This is a genomic window from Pseudooctadecabacter jejudonensis (genome assembly GCF_900172275.1).
GTDB classification, from domain to species: domain Bacteria; phylum Pseudomonadota; class Alphaproteobacteria; order Rhodobacterales; family Rhodobacteraceae; genus Octadecabacter; species Octadecabacter jejudonensis.
In genome coordinates, this window is sequence record NZ_FWFT01000002.1 from 810,017 (window position 1) to 827,064 (window position 17,048).

The window sequence follows — 17,048 nt, forward strand, 5'->3', positions numbered from 1 at the left end:
GGCCTTCCTATTCATATGGACAGGGCGTTACGGGCGCGCTGGCACGTAGCGTTCGAACACCATCCGGATGAAACCGGTCGTCGAATCGTCCAGCTGCCGGACGGCCACCAGATAGGTCCCGGGTTGCACCCGCACGGTCAGCAGGGAATCCAGCGATCCTTGGCTATCGTCATTGTATCCGACCTGACGCCCCAGATCGTCGTACATCACCAAGACCGGATCACCTTGGCCTTGGGCGATGGCCTCAACCAGAACCAAGCCGCCTTCGTAAATGTCGAAGGAATACCAAACGGCGTCACCGCTGACATTCACGTCTTCGCGCAAACGGGTTTCCAATTCACCCAAAGAAAACACGGGATGCGATCCATCCAGCGGCGGGCTGGCATCGCCACGGTTATAGAGGTTCCGTTGAACTTCAGCCGCGTCATATTCCTTTGCGGTCACGGTGATGGGCGCAGATTCGTCGCCATAAAGGCCCAAGGACACACAATAGGTGCCAGCGGCCAGCGGGTCTGCCAGATCTACACGGCTGTTTAGGCCGTCAAAATCGTCGTTTTCCGCGATCCAGTCGCCCGCAGGATCAAAGATGGTCAGGATCGGGTCCGCGTCCTCATTCTCAGCTGTCAGGGTTACGGAGGTGGGCGCATCCAACTGAAGGCTGTAGGTGTTTTGTTGGTTCCACGCGTTTGTGACAGGCTGGCCCAACGTAAGCGGGGTTGCGCTGGACAGATCACATTCACCGCCATCGGACGCCGGGGGCAATGCGCCAAATCCATCGGTCAAAGGTTCCAGATCAATGCGGCCTGCGCGGACAAATCCGGTCAGCGGGGTGCCATCAAAACTGCGCATCGCGACGCAATAGGTCCCGGGTTGCAACACAGTTTCCGCACGGCTTGCGCCTGCGCCGCCGCTGTCATCGTCAGAGGCGACGATCGTCCCTGCCGCATCGCGGATGTCGATGACTGTGTCGCCACCGCCCCGACCCTCTGCCTCGATCCGGTATTCGCCCGCCTCGGAGACGGTGAACAGACCGACATATTCATTGCGCAGCAAAACCAACGCCATTTGTTCGACATAGGACGACGTCGTGGAAATATCCGACGAGGCCTCATCCCCGCCCAGCCACTGGGCATTGGCTGCGGTGCCGCCGCACAGACCCGCATCCTGTGCTGCTGCAGGCAGGGCGGCCAAGGCAAAAAGGCCGGCCGTCAAGGCCGTTGAAATTCGTTTGGTCATGAAATCCTCCGATCAAAGTAATTGACCAAAGGGTAAGCGGCCTGCCTGTCCATGACTAGGGTCGAGATGTGCAATTTCTGCGCAAGGCTGGCAAACCTGACCTGCGGGAGATCCTAAACGGGTGAGGGCATGAAACGAAAAAGCCGCGCCTCGATGTCTCGGGCACGGCCTTTGAATTGGTCTTTGGTCGATTTAACCCTGGCGGGCTTTGAACCGACGCTGGGTTTTGTTGATCACATAGACCCGGCCCTTACGGCGCACGACGCGGCAATCGCGGTGGCGCTGCTTGAGCGAGCGGAGGGAGTTGCGAACTTTCATAGTTCTTTCCTTTATCTCGCGGCGCGGCGATTGCGCCTGTTGTCGTTTGCCAGCACATAGGCTGGCGGTGAATTCGTGGTGGACGATACTGGGATTGAACCAGTGACCCCTTCGATGTCAACGAAGTGCTCTACCGCTGAGCTAATCGTCCGTCCCCGTCTTACGTTCCGCGTCCCATAAACAAACAGGACGCGCAATCGCGCGTCAGGTGAGGAGGGCTATATAAAGAGTCGGCAGAGGGATCAAGGGCTTTTGGCATTTGAGTTTTCTGCGCTACGTTGCGACACGAGCGGGGACTGTGCGAGGCACAAAGGGGCTGCGATGACGGCTGACGTTGAAAACCAATCCTATCTGTTGCGTCGCCCTGATCGGGTGACGACCGCTGTCGTTTTTGCCTCGCCTCATTCGGGCCGCGCATATCCCGAACCATTTATGCGTCAGACCATTCTGGATGAACAAGAAATCCGGTCATCGGAAGACGCGTTCGTTGATGATCTGTTTGCATCGGCTGTGGCGCATGGGGCGCCTTTTTTGATGGCACAGGCACCACGGGCCTTTCTTGATTTGAACCGAGGGGCTGATGAGTTGGATGGGGCTGTGATCAGTGGTGTCCGACGGGTGGCCCACAATCCGCGCATCGCCAGCGGTCTGGGTGTGATCCCGCGTGTGGTGTCCAACGGGCGCCCGATCTACAACGGGAAACTGTCTTTGCAGGATGCGCACGACCGGATCTCAACGGTGTGGCGGCCTTATCATGATACACTGCAAATGCTGTTGGATGAGGCGCACAGCACCTTTGGGGAGGCGATTTTGATCGACTGCCATTCCATGCCCAATGAGGCCTTGGAAAATGTGGGCCCACCTGGTGCGGTGCGGCCTGACGTGGTTTTAGGGGACCGGTTCGGGGCCTCTGCGGCGTCTTCGGTGGTCGAAAAGGTTGAGGCAGCGTTTACTGCGGCGGGGTTGAAAGTCGCGCGGAATATGCCGTTTGCGGGTGCCTATATTTGCCAGAATTACGGCCGCCCCTCCCGTCGATGTCATGCGGTTCAGGTCGAAGTGAACAGATCGCTTTATATGGATGAAAAGACGGTCAAACCGAATGCCTCCTTTGCGGCCTTTAAGGACCTGTTGAATGGTGTCGCAGGGCAGTTGGCCGATATTGGTCGAAGGGACGACGCCCGGATGGCGGCGGAATAACAAAATTCCGGAATTTTGTTACGTGTCTAAATTTCTGGAAATTTAGACCTCACCGCAGCGCACGGCCCTTTAGAATAGCATCGGTCCCAAATTTTTCACGAATGGCATCCGCCGCCCGTTCTGCCTCGGCCCGTTTTCCAGCGTCAGGATCCAAGAGATCACCTTCGCGGTCCGCATCGCCAGCAGGCACAAGATCCGAAATGCCGACCCCTAAAAGACGGTAAGGCCCTTGGTCGCCCACTTGATCGAACAAGCCCCGCGCCGTGCGGTAGATCGTATCGGCCAGTTGTGTGGGCTGATGGAGGATTTGACGTTTGGACAACAGTTTGTGGTTGGCACGTTTGAGTTTCAGTGTGACCACCCGTCCGGCTTTGTCTTTGGCTTTGGCGCGCCCGGACACCTTTTCGGCCATGCGCCATATGTGGCCATCAAGGATATCGGTGTCATTTGTGTCGTCATGAAATGTCGTCTCATTTGACAGGCCTTTGACGGGGGTGTGGGCACTGACGCGGCGGGCATCTTCTCCGCGTGCCAGGGCATAAAGCCGTTCACCCATGCTGCCGAAGCGGTCATTCAAATCGCGTCGGTCCCATCGCAACAGATCATCGAAGGTGCGGATACCTGCGGCCTCAAGGCTCGCTTGTGCTGCAGGGCCGATGCCCCAGATGAGGCGGACAGGTTTGGGACGCAGGAAGTCCGTCGTCTCGGCGGCGCCAATCACTGAAAACCCGCGCGGCTTGTCCAGATCCGATGCGACCTTGGCCAGAAACTTGTTATGGCTCAGCCCGATGGAGCCGGTGATCCCGATTTCATCCGACATGCGTTTGGTCAGCCGCGCCAACATGACCGCGGGCGGCGCGCCATGCAGTTTCGCGGTGCCGGTCAGATCCATGAACGCTTCATCCAGAGAGAGCGGTTCGACTGTTGGGGTCAGCTCATCCATCATGGTGCGGACCTGGCGGGATACTTCAACATAGCGGTCCATCCGGCCGCGGACGATCACCGCCTCGGGGCAGAGTTTAAGGGCCTGAAACATCGGCATGGCCGAACGCACGCCTTTGATCCGTGCGATATAGCAGCATGTGGACACGACGCCCCGACGGCCTCCGCCAATGATGACCGGTTTGCCTTCGAGGTCTGGATTGTCGCGTTTTTCAACGCTGGCGTAGAACGCATCGCAATCCATATGCGCGATACTCAGGTCAAAGAGTTCAGGGTGGCGCGTGACGCGTGGACTGCGACAGACAGGGCAGCGGTGTCCGTCATCAAAAGTGTGCAAGCAGGCGCGGCAAAGGGCAGGCATAGTGTTCTTTAACGGGCAGAGGAGAGCCGTGGCAAGCGGGCCCTCCGGGGGAGGTATTTCAGACCCAAAGAAACACCGCGTCGGACATGGGGGTTGCTGTTGCGCAAATACAAAATGGGGTTGATGGTTGGCGGGCCATGACAAGCCTTGGTTGCGCGGGGGACGGTAGGGATTTAAGGTTTTGTTATAATAAATCTTGATCCAATTCGGATTGGGCAAAGCACGAGGGTACGAGGGACATCATGGATTTTGAACAACTGATCGGCGATCTGATTGGGGGCAATATTGTCCTTATTTTGTTGGCCGCGTTTATCATTGTTTGCATTTTGGTGGGCGTGCGGATTGTCCCGCAGTCCGAAAAGTTTGTGGTTGAACGGTTCGGACGGTTGCGAGCGGTGCTTGGCCCCGGCATCAATTTCATCATCCCGTTTCTGGACCGCGTTGCACACAAGATTTCCATTCTGGAACGGCAGTTGCCGACGATGGCGCAGGACGCGATCACCAGCGATAACGTGTTGGTGCAGGTTGAGACCTCCGTGTTCTACCGCATTATTGAGCCTGAAAAGACGGTCTACCGGATCCGCGATGTGGACGGTGCGATTTCCACGACGGTGGCCGGCATCGTGCGGTCTGAGATTGGTAAAATGGAATTGGATCAGGTGCAGGCCAATCGCACAGGTTTGATCATGGCCATTCAAGACCAGTTGGCGGCGCAGGTGGACGATTGGGGCATCGAAGTGACCCGTGCCGAAATCCTTGACGTTAATCTGGATGCTGCAACGCGGGCCGCGATGTTGCAGCAGTTGAATGCAGAACGTGCGCGCCGGGCGCAGGTGACCGAGGCCGAGGGCAAGAAGCGCGCGGTTGAGCTTCAGGCGGATGCGGAGCTTTATTCAGCGGAACAGGCCGCGAAGGCCCGCCGTGTGTCCGCAGACGCAGAGGCCTATGCGACACAAGTGGTGGCCGTGGCGATTGCCGAAAACGGGCTTGAGGCGGCGCAGTATCAGGTGGCGTTGAAACAGGTTGAGGCCGTGAATGCGTTGGGATCTTCGCAAGGCAGCAACACTGTCGTTCTACCAGCCAATATCGTCGACAGCTTCGGCGACGCCTTCAAGATGTTGAAAGGGCGGGGCTAATATGGGCTGGTTCAATGAATGGTGGATCTGGATGGTCGCAGCACTTGTGCTTGCGATTGTGGAAGTTCTGATCCCAGGTTGGGTGTTTCTTGGCTTTGCAGTGGGCGCGTTTTTCATGGGGGCCATGATCTGGCTGGGCGTTGGCGCGGGCCTGTCGCTGGCGTGGTCGTTGGTGCTGTTCGCGGTGCTGTCCCTGGTGGCCTATATCTTGCTGCGTCAGATGTTTGGGATCCGACGGGGCCAGGTGAAAATTTGGGATCGTGATATCAACGACTAGGCAGCGCATAAAAAAGGCCCCGCACATGAGGCGGGGCCAGTTTGGTCAGTCACGAGGATTCAGGTCCGAGGGACAGATCGGACAGAGGCAGTGACAGACGTTTCGAAATTCTATCGGATGGACATAAGACCGCCTTCGCGCCCAGCCATCTTTTGCGCTTGTTGCGTCAGGCTGCGGCGGATTGTTGCATCGTCCATCATGAGCGTGCCAGGAATAGAACACGGGTACCGGTACGTTCGGCCTTCGCGATCAATATCCACGCGCGCCTCAAATGCACCGTTGGTGGGATTGTAGCAAATGTCGCCGACTGCAATACGAGACATATTCAACTCCTTCTTTCTAATTACCGAGTGCGCTGCCGAACGGCATGACCAAGCAAAGCGCGTTTTACCTGTGAGGGGTCGAGTGTTGCTGGTCCGTCGACGCGACAGTCAAACGAAAGAGGCCCATCGCGGGTGGGCAGAACCACTGCGGCCTCGAAACCGCGGCCAGTGTATCGGATGTCATTCAAACGGATCATGGTTAATCCCTCATGTTGATTTGGTGGCAGCATTCTCTGCCTACACAACATTTGGGGATAAATTTGGTTCCATGGAAGGGAATCAGGGGTCACAATTCCCCTCAAACCCGTGATAATGCGCGAAATTCTCGTGATATTTGCGCCGAAAGTCTTGTTTTTTAAGCGTTTGGGCGGGTTGCTGCGGCGGAGCGTAATTCCGCTTGCACCGCCTCGGCTGCGGCCTTTGGGTCGGGATTTTGCCAAATCGGGCGCCCTACAACCACGTGATCCGCGCCATTCGAAATGGCTCTGGCAGGGGTCGTGACCCGTTTTTGATCGCCCAAGTCTGCCCCTGCAGGCCGCACCCCGGGGGTCACGATCAGTTTTCCGTCTGCCTCTGGCAGGGCCCGGATCAGCGCTGCTTCTTGAGGGGAGGCGATGACGCCATCCGCGCCATTGGACAATGCTGTGCCCGCGCGTTCCTGCACCAGATCAGTGATGTCGCCGCCCTTGATGCAGGAGGCATCAAGATCAGCGCGGTCCAGCGATGTCAGGATCGTCACAGCCAGAATTTTCATATTGCTGCCGCCTTTGCCCTCTGCGGCGGCGCGGACGACATGAGGGTCGCCGTGGACTGTCAGGAAATCATGCCCGAATCGGGACAACCCGCGCACGGCGGCCTCAACCGTGGCACCGATATCGAACAGCTTCATGTCAAGAAAGATGCGTTTTCCGTGTTCATCCGAAAGTTCATTCGCGAGGGCCAGCCCGCCCCCTGTCAGCATACCAAGTCCGATTTTATAGAAGGTCGCGGCGTCACCGATTTTCTGGGCAAGCGCGAGGCCCTGCAACGCGTCCGGAACATCGAGGGCGACAATCAACTGATCTGAGGCGTGTGCGGCGGTCATGGCGGGGCTCCGTGATGGTTGCGTGCCTTTTAGGCGGGGTCATCTGATCCCACAAGATGGGAACTTTGTGCCAGAGGGCATCGTTGGAGAGGCGTAACAAGAGCGGAGAGTACCATGTCAGATCAAACACCGAACGCATCCACGTCCACATCCAGAACCAGCGTGTTTTGGATCATAGTGGTCCTTTTTGTGGCTGTTGCTTTGATCATGTCCGTGGCGCTGATCTTTTTGGAAAGAAACACGACGCCGACGACGGGCACGGCAAACAGTTCGACCGAAGAGGTCGGGCCTGCCGCTACAGGTGTCGTTGATACCACCGGCGCTGGGCTGTTGGAGGACGAAGGCGTGGACAGCGCGCTGGAAAACGGTGCTGGCGCAAATATGGGCGGTGACGTCCAGGGGAGCGTGGCCACCACAGACGAGGCACCTGACCGGGGCGTGACAGACACCGAACCACGTGTTCAGGGGGATGTAACGCCGGACATCGAAAACTAATAACAGCGGCCCGTCAGGTTTTTGGCGGGCCTCTTGATATCTGTTGGGGACTTTCCCATTTCTTGACTGAGGCCCTACCTTTCCTGTGCCGCCAAGCGGGCAGTTCATTTTCGGGGCGCTTGAAAAAGGAGAGACGCTATGAACTTGGACAAGTTCACGGAGCGGTCGCGTGGTTTCATTCAATCCGCGCAGACGATTGCATTGCGGGACAGCCATCAGCGGTTGACCCCCGAACATCTGCTAAAGGCATTGCTTGACGATGATCAGGGCCTTGCTGCCAACCTGATCAATGCGTCAGGAGGCAACGCAAAGCAGGTGCACCAAAACACTGAAATTGCGTTGGGCAAGCTGCCTAAAGTCACCGGTGACGCGGGTCAGGTCTATATGGATGCGACGACTGGCAAGGTCTTGGCCGAGGCTGAAAAGCTGGCCAAGAAAGCCGGCGATAGTTTTGTGCCCGTTGAGAGGGTGCTCATGGCGCTGTCGATGGTCAAATCGAAGGCGAAAGAGGCGCTGGATGCCGGCAAGGTGACGGCCCAAGGGTTGAACGCCGCGATCAATGATATCCGCAAAGGTCGCACTGCGGACAGTGCGTCAGCCGAAGACGGCTATGATGCGCTGAAGAAATACGCGATGGATCTGACGGCCCGTGCCCGCGAAGGCCGCATTGACCCGATCATCGGGCGGGATGAGGAAATCCGCCGCGCCATGCAGGTGCTGTCGCGCCGGACCAAAAACAATCCCGTGCTGATCGGTGAGCCGGGGGTGGGTAAAACCGCGATTGCCGAGGGCTTGGCCCTTCGTATTATTGACGGTGACGTGCCGGAATCCCTGCGCAACAAATCCCTGTTGTCGCTTGATATGGGCGCGCTGATTGCAGGCGCGAAGTATCGGGGTGAGTTTGAGGAACGTCTGAAAGCCGTGCTGTCCGAAGTGTCCGAGGCTGCGGGCGAAGTGATCTTGTTCATCGACGAAATGCACACCCTTGTGGGGGCGGGCAAAGGCGACGGTGCCATGGATGCCGCGAACCTGATCAAGCCTGCGCTGGCGCGCGGTGAATTGCACTGCATTGGTGCGACCACGCTTGATGAATATCGCAAGTATGTCGAAAAAGACGCGGCTTTGGCCCGCCGGTTCCAGCCGCTTGTCGTGCAGGAACCCACGGTCGAAGACACCGTTTCGATTTTGCGCGGCATCAAGGAAAAGTACGAATTGCACCACGGTGTGCGGATTTCCGACAGCGCCTTGGTCTCTGCCGCGACCTTGTCGCACCGCTATATCACGGATCGGTTTTTGCCGGATAAGGCGATTGATTTGGTGGATGAGGCCGCGTCGCGCCTGCGGATGGAGGTCGACAGCAAACCAGAGGAACTTGACGCGCTGGACCGGCAGGTGTTGCAGCTTCAGATTGAGGTGGAGGCCCTGCGGCTTGAGGATGATCAAGCCTCCAAAGACCGTCTTGTGAAACGCGAAAAAGAATTGGCCGATCTGCAGGACCGCTCAGCCGAGATGACGGCCAAGTGGCAGGCAGAGCGTGACAAGCTGGAAGGCGCACGTGAGCTGAAAGAACAGTTGGACCGCGCCCGTGCCGATCTGGATATCGCCAAGCGCGAAGGCAATCTGGCCAAGGCCGGTGAGCTGTCTTACGGCGTCATCCCAGCGTTGGAAAAGCAGTTGGGTGAGGCCGAGGAGGCCGACGACCTGATGGTCGAGGAAGCTGTGCGGCCCGAACAGATCGCATCCGTGGTGGAACGGTGGACGGGTGTGCCCGTCGCCAAGATGCTGGAAGGCGAACGTGAAAAACTGCTGCGCATGGAAGACGGCCTGCACAAGCGGGTCATCGGCCAGAATGCGGCGGTCCGTGCCGTGGCCAATGCTGTCCGCCGTGCGCGTGCGGGTTTGAACGATGAGAACCGCCCGCTGGGGTCGTTCCTGTTTCTGGGGCCAACGGGTGTCGGTAAGACTGAGCTGACCAAGGCCGTGGCCGAGTTCCTGTTTGACGATGACAACGCCATGGTGCGCATCGACATGTCCGAGTTTATGGAGAAACACGCGGTCGCTCGTCTGATCGGCGCACCGCCCGGATATGTGGGGTATGACGAAGGTGGCGTGCTGACTGAGGCCGTTCGGCGGCGCCCGTACCAAGTCATCTTGTTTGATGAGGTCGAAAAAGCGCATCCGGACGTCTTCAATGTCTTGTTGCAAGTGCTGGATGACGGTGTGCTGACCGACGGTCAGGGCCGCACGGTCGATTTCAAACAGACGTTGATCATCCTGACATCGAACCTCGGAAGCCAAGCCCTTAGCCAACTGCCCGAAGGTGGGGACAGTGCCACGGCGAGGCGTGATGTGATGGACGCAGTGCGAGCCCATTTCCGGCCTGAGTTCCTGAACCGGCTGGACGAAACGGTCATCTTTGACCGGCTTGCCCGCGCGGATATGGACGGCATCGTTGATATCCAGATGGTGCGGCTGTTGAAACGTTTGGCCGCCCGTAAGATCACGCTTGATCTTGATGACGGCGCCCGCAAATGGCTGGCCGATGAAGGGTACGATCCGGTGTTTGGGGCACGTCCGCTTAAACGGGTCATCCAGCGGGCGTTGCAGGACCCACTGGCAGAGATGTTGCTGGCCGGCGATATTCTGGATGGAGCGACCGTTCCGGTCAGCGCCGGCAGCGATGGTCTGATCGTGGGCGACCGCATCAGCGCCTCAAACCGGCCCAAACCGGATGAAGCCACGGTCCACTGATCCAGCTGAGATGTGAAAGCCCTTCGATCAAATCGGGGGGCTTTTGCTATTTGCGCAAGGCGGGCAGGCCGACGCCCGTGGCCTCAAATCCGCCATCTGCGGCGATGGTTTGACCAGTGACGAAGCTCGCCTTGTCACTCAGTAAAAAAGCGATCACGTCGGCAATTTCGCGTTCGGATCCGTACCGGTTCAGCGGAATGGCATCGTGGTAGGCATCAATGATGTCCTGGCTGTGCACCGCCATTGCCAGCTTTGTTTTCACAGGCCCCGGGCAGACTGCATTGGCGCGAATGCCGTATTCGCCCAGCTCCACCGCCTGTTGCAGGGTCAACTGGATCACTGCGGCCTTCGACGTGCCGTATGCCACCCGTAAGGTCGACGCGCGCAGGCCGGAAATGCTGGCGATGTTCACGATCGCCCCACGGCTGTCCTTTAACGCAGGCGTTGCGGCCTGCGTGCACAGAAACACACCGTCCAGATTGGTCTCCATCACCGTTTTCCAACGGTCGAATCCCGTCTCTTCGATCGGGCCGAAATCCGCGACACCTGCATTGTTCACCAAACCGTCGATGCGTCCGAAATGGCGCAAAGTTTCGGTGATCATTCCATCAACCGCGTCCGGATCGGACACGTCGCAAAAAATGCCGTGGACATTGTCGCGGGTCGTCACTGCCTCGGCCAAGGCATCGCCGTCGCGGTCAACCAACGCAACCTGCCATCCGGCCTCGATCAGAACATCTGCAGTGGCCAACCCAATGCCGCGCGCGGCGCCTGTAATAAGTGCTGTTTTCATAGTCGGCATCCTGTCCGGCCAAGCGGGCCATGTAAACGAAAAAGGGCCGCCCGAGGGCGACCCTTTCGTTGGATCGGACAAGGCCTTATTCGGGGATGAGGACCGTGTCGATCACGTGGATCACGCCGTTGGATGCCTCAACATCTGCGGTCACAACGGTGGCGTCGTTGATCATCACGCTGTCGCCCAAGGATACGGTGATCTCTGCGCCGTTTACAGTCGGGGCCATCATGCCGTCGGACAGATCACCGGACATCACTTTACCGGCCACGACGTGGTACGTCAGGATTGCGGTCAGCGCTTCTGTGTCTTCCAACAGGCCCTCAACGGTGCCTTCGGGCAGGGCTGCAAAGGCCTCATCCGTGGGGGCAAAAACGGTCAGCGGGCCGTCACCCTTGAGGGTTTCAACCAAGCCAGCGGCCTCAGCAGCGGCCAGCAATGTGGTGAAGGACCCTGCCTCTGCGGCGGTGTCCACGATGTCCTTGGAATGACCGTCAGCGAATGCGGACGATGCAGTCAGGGCGAGGGTGGCAGTGGCTGCCATAAAAGTACGACGAAGCATAAGTTTCTCCTTTTATAGGTTAGACACCTCGTTGGTATCGAAAGGGAATACGTCGGCGGAGCGCTTTGGTTCAGCGGGGTTTTCCGCCGCTGGGGTTTGACGACATCGCGTCCCGCGCTAAGCCGCGCGCGTGTGGTCATTCCAGTCACAAACTTGTGATCGGTTGCGGAATTCGCCGGTTGATCCAGCCGGTTTTTGCCAATGATATAACGGCCTGTTCAGTTGACGTTACCCCTCCGAACGGGTCTGCTGGGAACAACGTCAGTCAAAAGGCCTCGCCATGTTTTCCAGTTTTTCCATGAACGTCTTCGAAGGCTTGGCAGTCGCCTTGATCGTGGCCGTTGGTGTGATCTTCGCCGTGCTGGCCGTGATGTTTGTGATCGATCGGTCCCAGACCCACGATGCCATCCGCCGCAATTATCCGGTGGTTGGACGGTTTCGGTATTTGTTTTCTGCCTTGGGGGAATTCTTCCGCCAATATTTCTTTGCAATGGACCGTGAGGAATTGCCCTTCAACCGCGCCCAACGGGATTGGGTCAAACATGCCGCCGAAGGCAAGGGCAACACCGTGGCCTTTGGATCGACGCGCAACCTCATGACGCCGGGCACCCCGATTTTCACCAATGCCGCCTTTCCGCCGCTTGATGATCAATTTGCCAAGACCGAAAGCCTCGTGATCGGCGGGGGCGCCCGTGAACCCTATGCAGCACCCTCCATCTTTAATCTCAGCGGAATGTCCTATGGGGCGATCTCCAAACCCGCAGTGCAGGCACTGTCACGGGGATGCGCGAAAGCAGGCATCTGGATGAACACAGGCGAAGGTGGCTTGTCGCCCTACCACCTCGAAGGTGGCTGCGACATCGTCTTTCAGATGGGAACGGCCAAATACGGTGTGCGGGATGCGGATGGCAACCTTGACGATGATGCCTTGCGCAAAATCGCGGCGCATCCAACGGTCAAGATGATCGAAATCAAGCTGGCCCAAGGGGCCAAGCCCGGCAAAGGCGGCATCTTGCCCGCCGCAAAGATCAGCTCTGAAATTGCCGAAATCCGCGGGTTGCCCAAGGGGCAAGATGGCATCAGCCCAAACCGCCACGCCGAGGTTGATGATTGGCATGACCTGCTGAATTTCATCGCCCATGTGCGCACCGTCTCTGGTTTGCCAACAGGCATCAAAACCGTCATGGGCGCCGAGGCGGCCTTTGCAGAGTTCTTCGATACAATCGTCGAACGCGGCGCAGACCTTGCGCCCGACTTTATTACGCTGGACGGGGGCGAGGGCGGCACTGGCGCATCTCCGATGCCATTGATGGATCTCGTCGGCGTCTCCATCCGTGAGGCCTTGCCGCGCGTGACCGCCATGCGCAACGAACGCGGCCTGAAGGACCGCATTCGGATCGTGGCATCGGGCAAATTGGTAAATCCAGGCGATGTGGCATGGGCGTTGTGTGCTGGTGCCGATTTTGTCACCTCGGCGCGGGGCTTTATGTTTTCGCTGGGCTGTATTCAGGCCCTGAAATGCAACAAGAATACTTGCCCCACAGGCATCACCACCCACGATCCACGCTTTCAAAAAGGTCTGGTTCCGGCTGAAAAATACGACCGCGTGGCCGCCTACGCCAAAAGCCTCATTAAAGAGGTGGAAACCATCGCCCATTCTGTCGGCGTTTCTGAGCCCCGCAAAATGCGCCGCGATCATGTGCGCATTGTGCAGGCGGACGGCACCAGCGTTCAACTGTCCAAACTCTACCCCGTAGAGGCATAGGTTCCGGCTTCTTTGGGTCACAAATACCTCGGGGGAGGGCCGTAGGCCCGGGGGCAGCGCCCCCTAACAAAAACATGGGCAGCGCCCCCTAACAAACACATGGGCAGCGCCCCCCAAACAAACACGCAGCGCTCTCAACATGTCGACCTTAAATAGCGCCCGCCGGGCGCGCTGGTCGGATGGGCAACGCCCATTCGAACTCAGAAACATTACAGGCCCCCCGCGAAGACGTGACAACGGATTAGGTGACCTCGCCACAATCGCCCTATATAGAACTCTAAGCTTAATGAACCGGAGGCCCCCAATGGCGTATCGCTGGAAAAACACACTCACACAGGCCGACGTTACGCCGAAACATCTGTGGATGAACCGTCGCGCCGTTCTTGCAGGGCTTGCGGGGGCCGGCGCCTTGGGTGGAACAGTCCATGCCCAAGAAACGCTTGAGCCGAACACCTTGGAAGAGATCCGGTCCTACAACAACTTCTATGAATTCGGCACCGGCAAGTCTGATCCGGCTGCCAACGCGGGTGACATGGTCACCGACCCGTGGGAGGTGACGGTCGATGGTCTCGTCGACAATCCCGGCACCTATGCGCTGCAAGACCTCATCGGCGATCTGACGGTCGAAGAACGCATCTACCGGTTCCGCTGTGTTGAAGCTTGGGCGATGGTGATCCCGTGGAATGGATTTGAACTGGCCGACCTGCTGAACAAAGTCGGCGTCAAGGAAGGCGCCACCCATGTGGCGTTCGAAACCGCTGTGATCCCTGAGGTGATGCCAGGTGTGCGCCGCCGTGTCATCGATTTCCCCTATGTCGAAGGCCTGCGTCTGGATGAGGCGATGCACCCGCTGACGATGATGGCCACCGGCATTTACGGCGAACCGATGGCCAACCAGAACGGCGCGCCCATGCGCTTGGTTGTGCCATGGAAGTACGGGTTCAAATCCATCAAGTCGATCGTGCGCATTACTTTGACAGACGAACAGCCCCCCGCGACGTGGAACATCATCAACCCCCGCGAATACGGGTTTTATTCCAACGTGAACCCGCAGGTGGACCACCCGCGGTGGAGCCAGGCATCGCACCGCGTGATCGGGGGCGGGCTGTTCTCCGCGCGTGAGGACACGCTGATGTTCAACGGCTACCCCGAAGTTGCATCGCTTTATGACGGGATGGATTTGACCGTCGATTACTAAGCCCCACACTCGCCCCTCGTCGTGCCGCTTGATCTGACAACAGATGCTTTGCACAGCCGAGCGGTATTTGAAGTAGGGAATTTTAGGATTAGACCTCTGGGCCGACGCAGAGGCCTTTTGGTCCGCCGTTGGTGGTCCCGATCTGACCTCTGTTGTACGCCCTTATGTGAATATGTCGACCGCCTTGTGTGAGGACCAATCCCAACGTTGCATGGCCCGTATGGTCATTGATGAAACCTACCGCGGTGGGGGCAACAGCGACTTCAATCCCTACCTGTGCAGCCAAGCCCTGCGCTGATCGGGGTGGAACGCACCTCTGAAACAAGTCCTCACCTTCGTGTTGGTCAGCTGACAAAAGGGTTCCATCTGAACCTTTTGGTGTCCAAATGGGTTCAAAGTATGCAGACCCACATAAAAGGTGCGCCCCTATGACCGCGATTGTCGACCCGATCAACCGATTTGCCCGCAAGGTGCCGACATGGGTTGTCTATATAGGGTATCTGCTGCCGATCCCGTTCTTCTTCTATCTTGCCGCAACGGGCGGCATGGGGGTTGAGCCGATCAATGCCCTGGAACGTGAGATGGGCGAGATTGCGTTGCAGCTGTTGATCATCGGTCTCGCGATCACGCCGCTTCGCAAACATGCCGGATTGAACCTACTGAAGTTTCGCCGCGCCATCGGCGTGCTGGCTTTTGTCTACGTGGGTGTTCACCTTGGAATTTGGGTGGTGTTGGATATGTCGCTGCGCTGGGAACAGATGTGGGGAGATATCTGGAAACGGCCCTATATCACGATCGGCATGATCGCGTTTTTGGCGATGATTCCATTGGCCGCGACGTCCAACAATTACTCTGTGCGAAAAATGGGCGCCACCGCATGGCGGAAGATGCACAAACTGGTCTATCCGATCGCCGCCTTGGGGGCCGTCCACTTCATCATGGTCCAAAAAGTGTGGGAGGCCGAGCCGCTGATCTACCTTGCCGTGATCCTCGGCCTTGTGGGGCTGCGTTACATCCCGTCACAAAAAGCGACTGGCGTTGCGTCCAAAGGTTGATAGCGTCGCGCCATGATCTGATCATGGGACGACTGCGATGGACAATCGAGACGCACGCGCGGCAACATATTTGATTATGGCGCTGTTTGCACTTCAGCCCATGGCCTTCGGGGCTTGGTTGGCCCTGATCCCCTATATCAAGGACACACTGTCGTTGGAGAAGGCCGATTTGGCCCTCGCCCTGTTGGGCATGCCAGTGGCCCTGATTGCGGTCTTGCAAGTGGCCAGTCGGATTGTGGCGCGGATCGGGATACGTCGAACCTTCATCTATCTGTTCCCGCTCCAGACCCTTGCTGTTTTGTTGCCGTTCTTCGCGACAGGTCAGACCTCGTTGTTTTTTGCGCTGGCCAGCCTCGGCGCAATCGTCGCCTTTATGGAGGTCGCGTTGAACACCTATGCTGGGCGACTGGAAAAGGAGGCTGATGTCATGATCATGTCGCGCTGCCATGGGTTTTGGGCGCTGGGCGTGACCGCTGGGTCCTTTATGGTGACGATGCTGTTTGGTCTCGGGCCTCTGGTGGCTGTACTTGCCGTGTGCGCTGTGTCTGCGGGTGTTGGAATATTTGCAGCAATGAACTTGCCAAAGCTCGCGGGACAAGAGGACGGTCCGGCCCCCAAGCCGCAAAAGCTACGGGATATGCCGCGCATCTTGTTTATTATCGCGGCCTTCATGTTTCTCGTCACGATGGTCGAAGGCGCGATGACGGATTGGGCAGCTGTGTATTTGTCCGAACGTCAGGGCGGTGCACCCGAAGACGCAGGCATCGCCGTGACAGTGTTTGCGGGCTTCCTCGCGGCGGGGCGGTTTGTCGGTGACTATATGAAGGCCCGGCTAGGTGCGCGCGGGGTGGCGCGGCTGACCGTTGGGTTGGCAATTGCCGGTCTTGGCTTGGCGACGATCCCTGAAGGACCGGTGTTTTTGTTCGCAGGGTTTGCGCTGTCGGGCTTGGGCGTTTCGATTGCATTCCCTCTGGGGGTTTCGGCGGCTGCGGGGTTGGACGACCAACACGAAGCACAGAACATCGCCACGATTGCCATGATTGCCATGTCGTCCTTTTTGATCGGCCCTCCGTTGATCGGGTTTCTTGCAGAATGGCTTACCCTTCGGACTGCGTTGATGTTGCTTGTGCCGGGGCTGGGGGTGGCGTGGATATTGGCGGGCACATTGCCTGCGAAAAGATCCTAGACAGGAATCCACCCAAATGAGTCGCAGCAAATCAGCGATTCATTTAACCAAATCACCGGAAAACAGCGCCGAGGATTGAGTGGATAGTAGAAGGCAAGGCGCGGACCGCTACATCTAGGACATAGGACAATGCCCTACGCGCAATAATCCTGCGAATGACCCAAGGGCAAACGCAAGGGATGGCAAGCAACACTCTGAAAATATGGGTAAAATCGGAAAAGTGAGAAAAAATGAATTTTTCCGAAAAAAGGGGTTGCGGGTGTTTGTTAGTAACCGTAGAACCCCCCTCACCGGCGGCGCTGAGAGGCGCGGACGGGGCGCCAGACGGGTCGGACGGAGCGGAAACGCAGCCAGACGGAGACGAGGCGG

Annotated in this window: 16 protein-coding genes and 1 tRNA gene; 9 read left to right on the forward strand and 8 right to left on the reverse strand. The window is 58.0% G+C overall.

Features of this window, described 5'->3' with window-relative positions; all coding sequences use genetic code 11:
• Nucleotides 1–27 precede the first annotated feature (27 nt).
• The 3 genes from PSJ8397_RS09095 to PSJ8397_RS09105 all read right to left on the reverse strand — a co-directional run bounded on the left by PSJ8397_RS09095 (nucleotide 28) and on the right by PSJ8397_RS09105 (nucleotide 1,705).
• Nucleotides 28–1,236 carry an ABC transporter substrate-binding protein gene (locus tag PSJ8397_RS09095; protein WP_085864242.1) on the reverse strand — a complete coding sequence of 403 codons (1,209 nt, stop codon included), beginning with the start codon at nucleotides 1,234–1,236 and terminating at the stop codon, nucleotides 28–30.
• A 192-nt stretch (nucleotides 1,237–1,428) separates the two neighbouring features.
• Complete coding sequence (gene ykgO, locus PSJ8397_RS09100) at nucleotides 1,429–1,554, reverse strand: type B 50S ribosomal protein L36 (RefSeq protein WP_010141322.1); 126 nt, start codon at nucleotides 1,552–1,554, stop codon at nucleotides 1,429–1,431.
• A gap of 76 nt (nucleotides 1,555–1,630) precedes the next feature.
• A tRNA-Val gene (locus tag PSJ8397_RS09105) sits at nucleotides 1,631–1,705 on the reverse strand.
• A gap of 170 nt (nucleotides 1,706–1,875) precedes the next feature.
• Between PSJ8397_RS09105 and PSJ8397_RS09110 the strand changes: the two genes are divergently transcribed.
• Nucleotides 1,876–2,751, forward strand: coding sequence for an N-formylglutamate amidohydrolase (locus tag PSJ8397_RS09110; RefSeq protein WP_085864243.1), 876 nt, complete (start codon nucleotides 1,876–1,878; stop codon nucleotides 2,749–2,751).
• A 49-nt stretch (nucleotides 2,752–2,800) separates the two neighbouring features.
• Here PSJ8397_RS09110 and PSJ8397_RS09115 read toward each other — a convergent pair whose 3' ends face one another.
• The gene (locus PSJ8397_RS09115; protein WP_085864244.1) at nucleotides 2,801–4,054 is read right to left on the reverse strand and encodes a DNA polymerase IV; all 1,254 of its coding nucleotides are present in this window, start codon (nucleotides 4,052–4,054) and stop codon (nucleotides 2,801–2,803) included.
• 242 nt (nucleotides 4,055–4,296) lie between these two features.
• Between PSJ8397_RS09115 and PSJ8397_RS09120 the strand changes: the two genes are divergently transcribed.
• Complete coding sequence (locus PSJ8397_RS09120; RefSeq protein WP_085864245.1) at nucleotides 4,297–5,190, forward strand: SPFH domain-containing protein; 894 nt, start codon at nucleotides 4,297–4,299, stop codon at nucleotides 5,188–5,190.
• Between the two features lies 1 nt (nucleotide 5,191).
• Entirely contained in the window at nucleotides 5,192–5,467 is a 276-nt protein-coding gene (locus tag PSJ8397_RS09125; protein ID WP_085864246.1) for an NfeD family protein, read from the forward strand.
• 110 nt (nucleotides 5,468–5,577) lie between these two features.
• On the opposite strand, the gene PSJ8397_RS09130 is transcribed toward PSJ8397_RS09125, so the two are convergent.
• Together PSJ8397_RS09130 and pyrF are read right to left on the reverse strand one after the other, a co-directional pair.
• On the reverse strand, nucleotides 5,578–5,790 hold the full coding sequence (locus tag PSJ8397_RS09130; protein ID WP_085864247.1) for a hypothetical protein: 213 nt from the start codon (nucleotides 5,788–5,790) through the stop codon (nucleotides 5,578–5,580).
• Nucleotides 5,791–6,145: 355 nt separating this feature from the next.
• Complete coding sequence (pyrF, locus tag PSJ8397_RS09135) at nucleotides 6,146–6,874, reverse strand: orotidine-5'-phosphate decarboxylase (protein WP_085864248.1); 729 nt, start codon at nucleotides 6,872–6,874, stop codon at nucleotides 6,146–6,148.
• Nucleotides 6,875–6,988: 114 nt separating this feature from the next.
• On the opposite strand from pyrF, the gene PSJ8397_RS09140 reads away from it, so the two are divergent.
• Nucleotides 6,989–7,369 carry a hypothetical protein gene (locus PSJ8397_RS09140; protein ID WP_085864249.1) on the forward strand — a complete coding sequence of 127 codons (381 nt, stop codon included), beginning with the start codon at nucleotides 6,989–6,991 and terminating at the stop codon, nucleotides 7,367–7,369.
• A gap of 138 nt (nucleotides 7,370–7,507) precedes the next feature.
• The gene (gene clpB, locus PSJ8397_RS09145) at nucleotides 7,508–10,120 is read left to right on the forward strand and encodes an ATP-dependent chaperone ClpB (protein ID WP_085864250.1); all 2,613 of its coding nucleotides are present in this window, start codon (nucleotides 7,508–7,510) and stop codon (nucleotides 10,118–10,120) included.
• A 46-nt stretch (nucleotides 10,121–10,166) separates the two neighbouring features.
• On the opposite strand, the gene PSJ8397_RS09150 is transcribed toward clpB, so the two are convergent.
• Nucleotides 10,167–10,913, reverse strand: coding sequence for an SDR family NAD(P)-dependent oxidoreductase (locus tag PSJ8397_RS09150; RefSeq protein WP_200811299.1), 747 nt, complete (start codon nucleotides 10,911–10,913; stop codon nucleotides 10,167–10,169).
• 85 nt (nucleotides 10,914–10,998) lie between these two features.
• A complete protein-coding gene (locus PSJ8397_RS09155) occupies nucleotides 10,999–11,475 on the reverse strand; it encodes a fasciclin domain-containing protein (RefSeq protein ID WP_085864252.1) in 477 nt (158 codons plus the stop codon).
• A gap of 280 nt (nucleotides 11,476–11,755) precedes the next feature.
• Between PSJ8397_RS09155 and PSJ8397_RS09160 the strand changes: the two genes are divergently transcribed.
• The 4 genes from PSJ8397_RS09160 to PSJ8397_RS09175 all read left to right on the forward strand — a co-directional run bounded on the left by PSJ8397_RS09160 (nucleotide 11,756) and on the right by PSJ8397_RS09175 (nucleotide 16,679).
• The gene (locus PSJ8397_RS09160) at nucleotides 11,756–13,240 is read left to right on the forward strand and encodes an FMN-binding glutamate synthase family protein (RefSeq protein ID WP_085864253.1); all 1,485 of its coding nucleotides are present in this window, start codon (nucleotides 11,756–11,758) and stop codon (nucleotides 13,238–13,240) included.
• 304 nt (nucleotides 13,241–13,544) lie between these two features.
• On the forward strand, nucleotides 13,545–14,438 hold the full coding sequence (gene msrP, locus PSJ8397_RS09165) for a protein-methionine-sulfoxide reductase catalytic subunit MsrP (protein ID WP_085864254.1): 894 nt from the start codon (nucleotides 13,545–13,547) through the stop codon (nucleotides 14,436–14,438).
• 437 nt (nucleotides 14,439–14,875) lie between these two features.
• Nucleotides 14,876–15,493 carry a protein-methionine-sulfoxide reductase heme-binding subunit MsrQ gene (msrQ, locus tag PSJ8397_RS09170; protein WP_085864324.1) on the forward strand — a complete coding sequence of 206 codons (618 nt, stop codon included), beginning with the start codon at nucleotides 14,876–14,878 and terminating at the stop codon, nucleotides 15,491–15,493.
• A gap of 76 nt (nucleotides 15,494–15,569) precedes the next feature.
• Entirely contained in the window at nucleotides 15,570–16,679 is a 1,110-nt protein-coding gene (locus PSJ8397_RS09175) for an MFS transporter (RefSeq protein ID WP_235000637.1), read from the forward strand.
• Nucleotides 16,680–17,048: the final 369 nt, after the last annotated feature.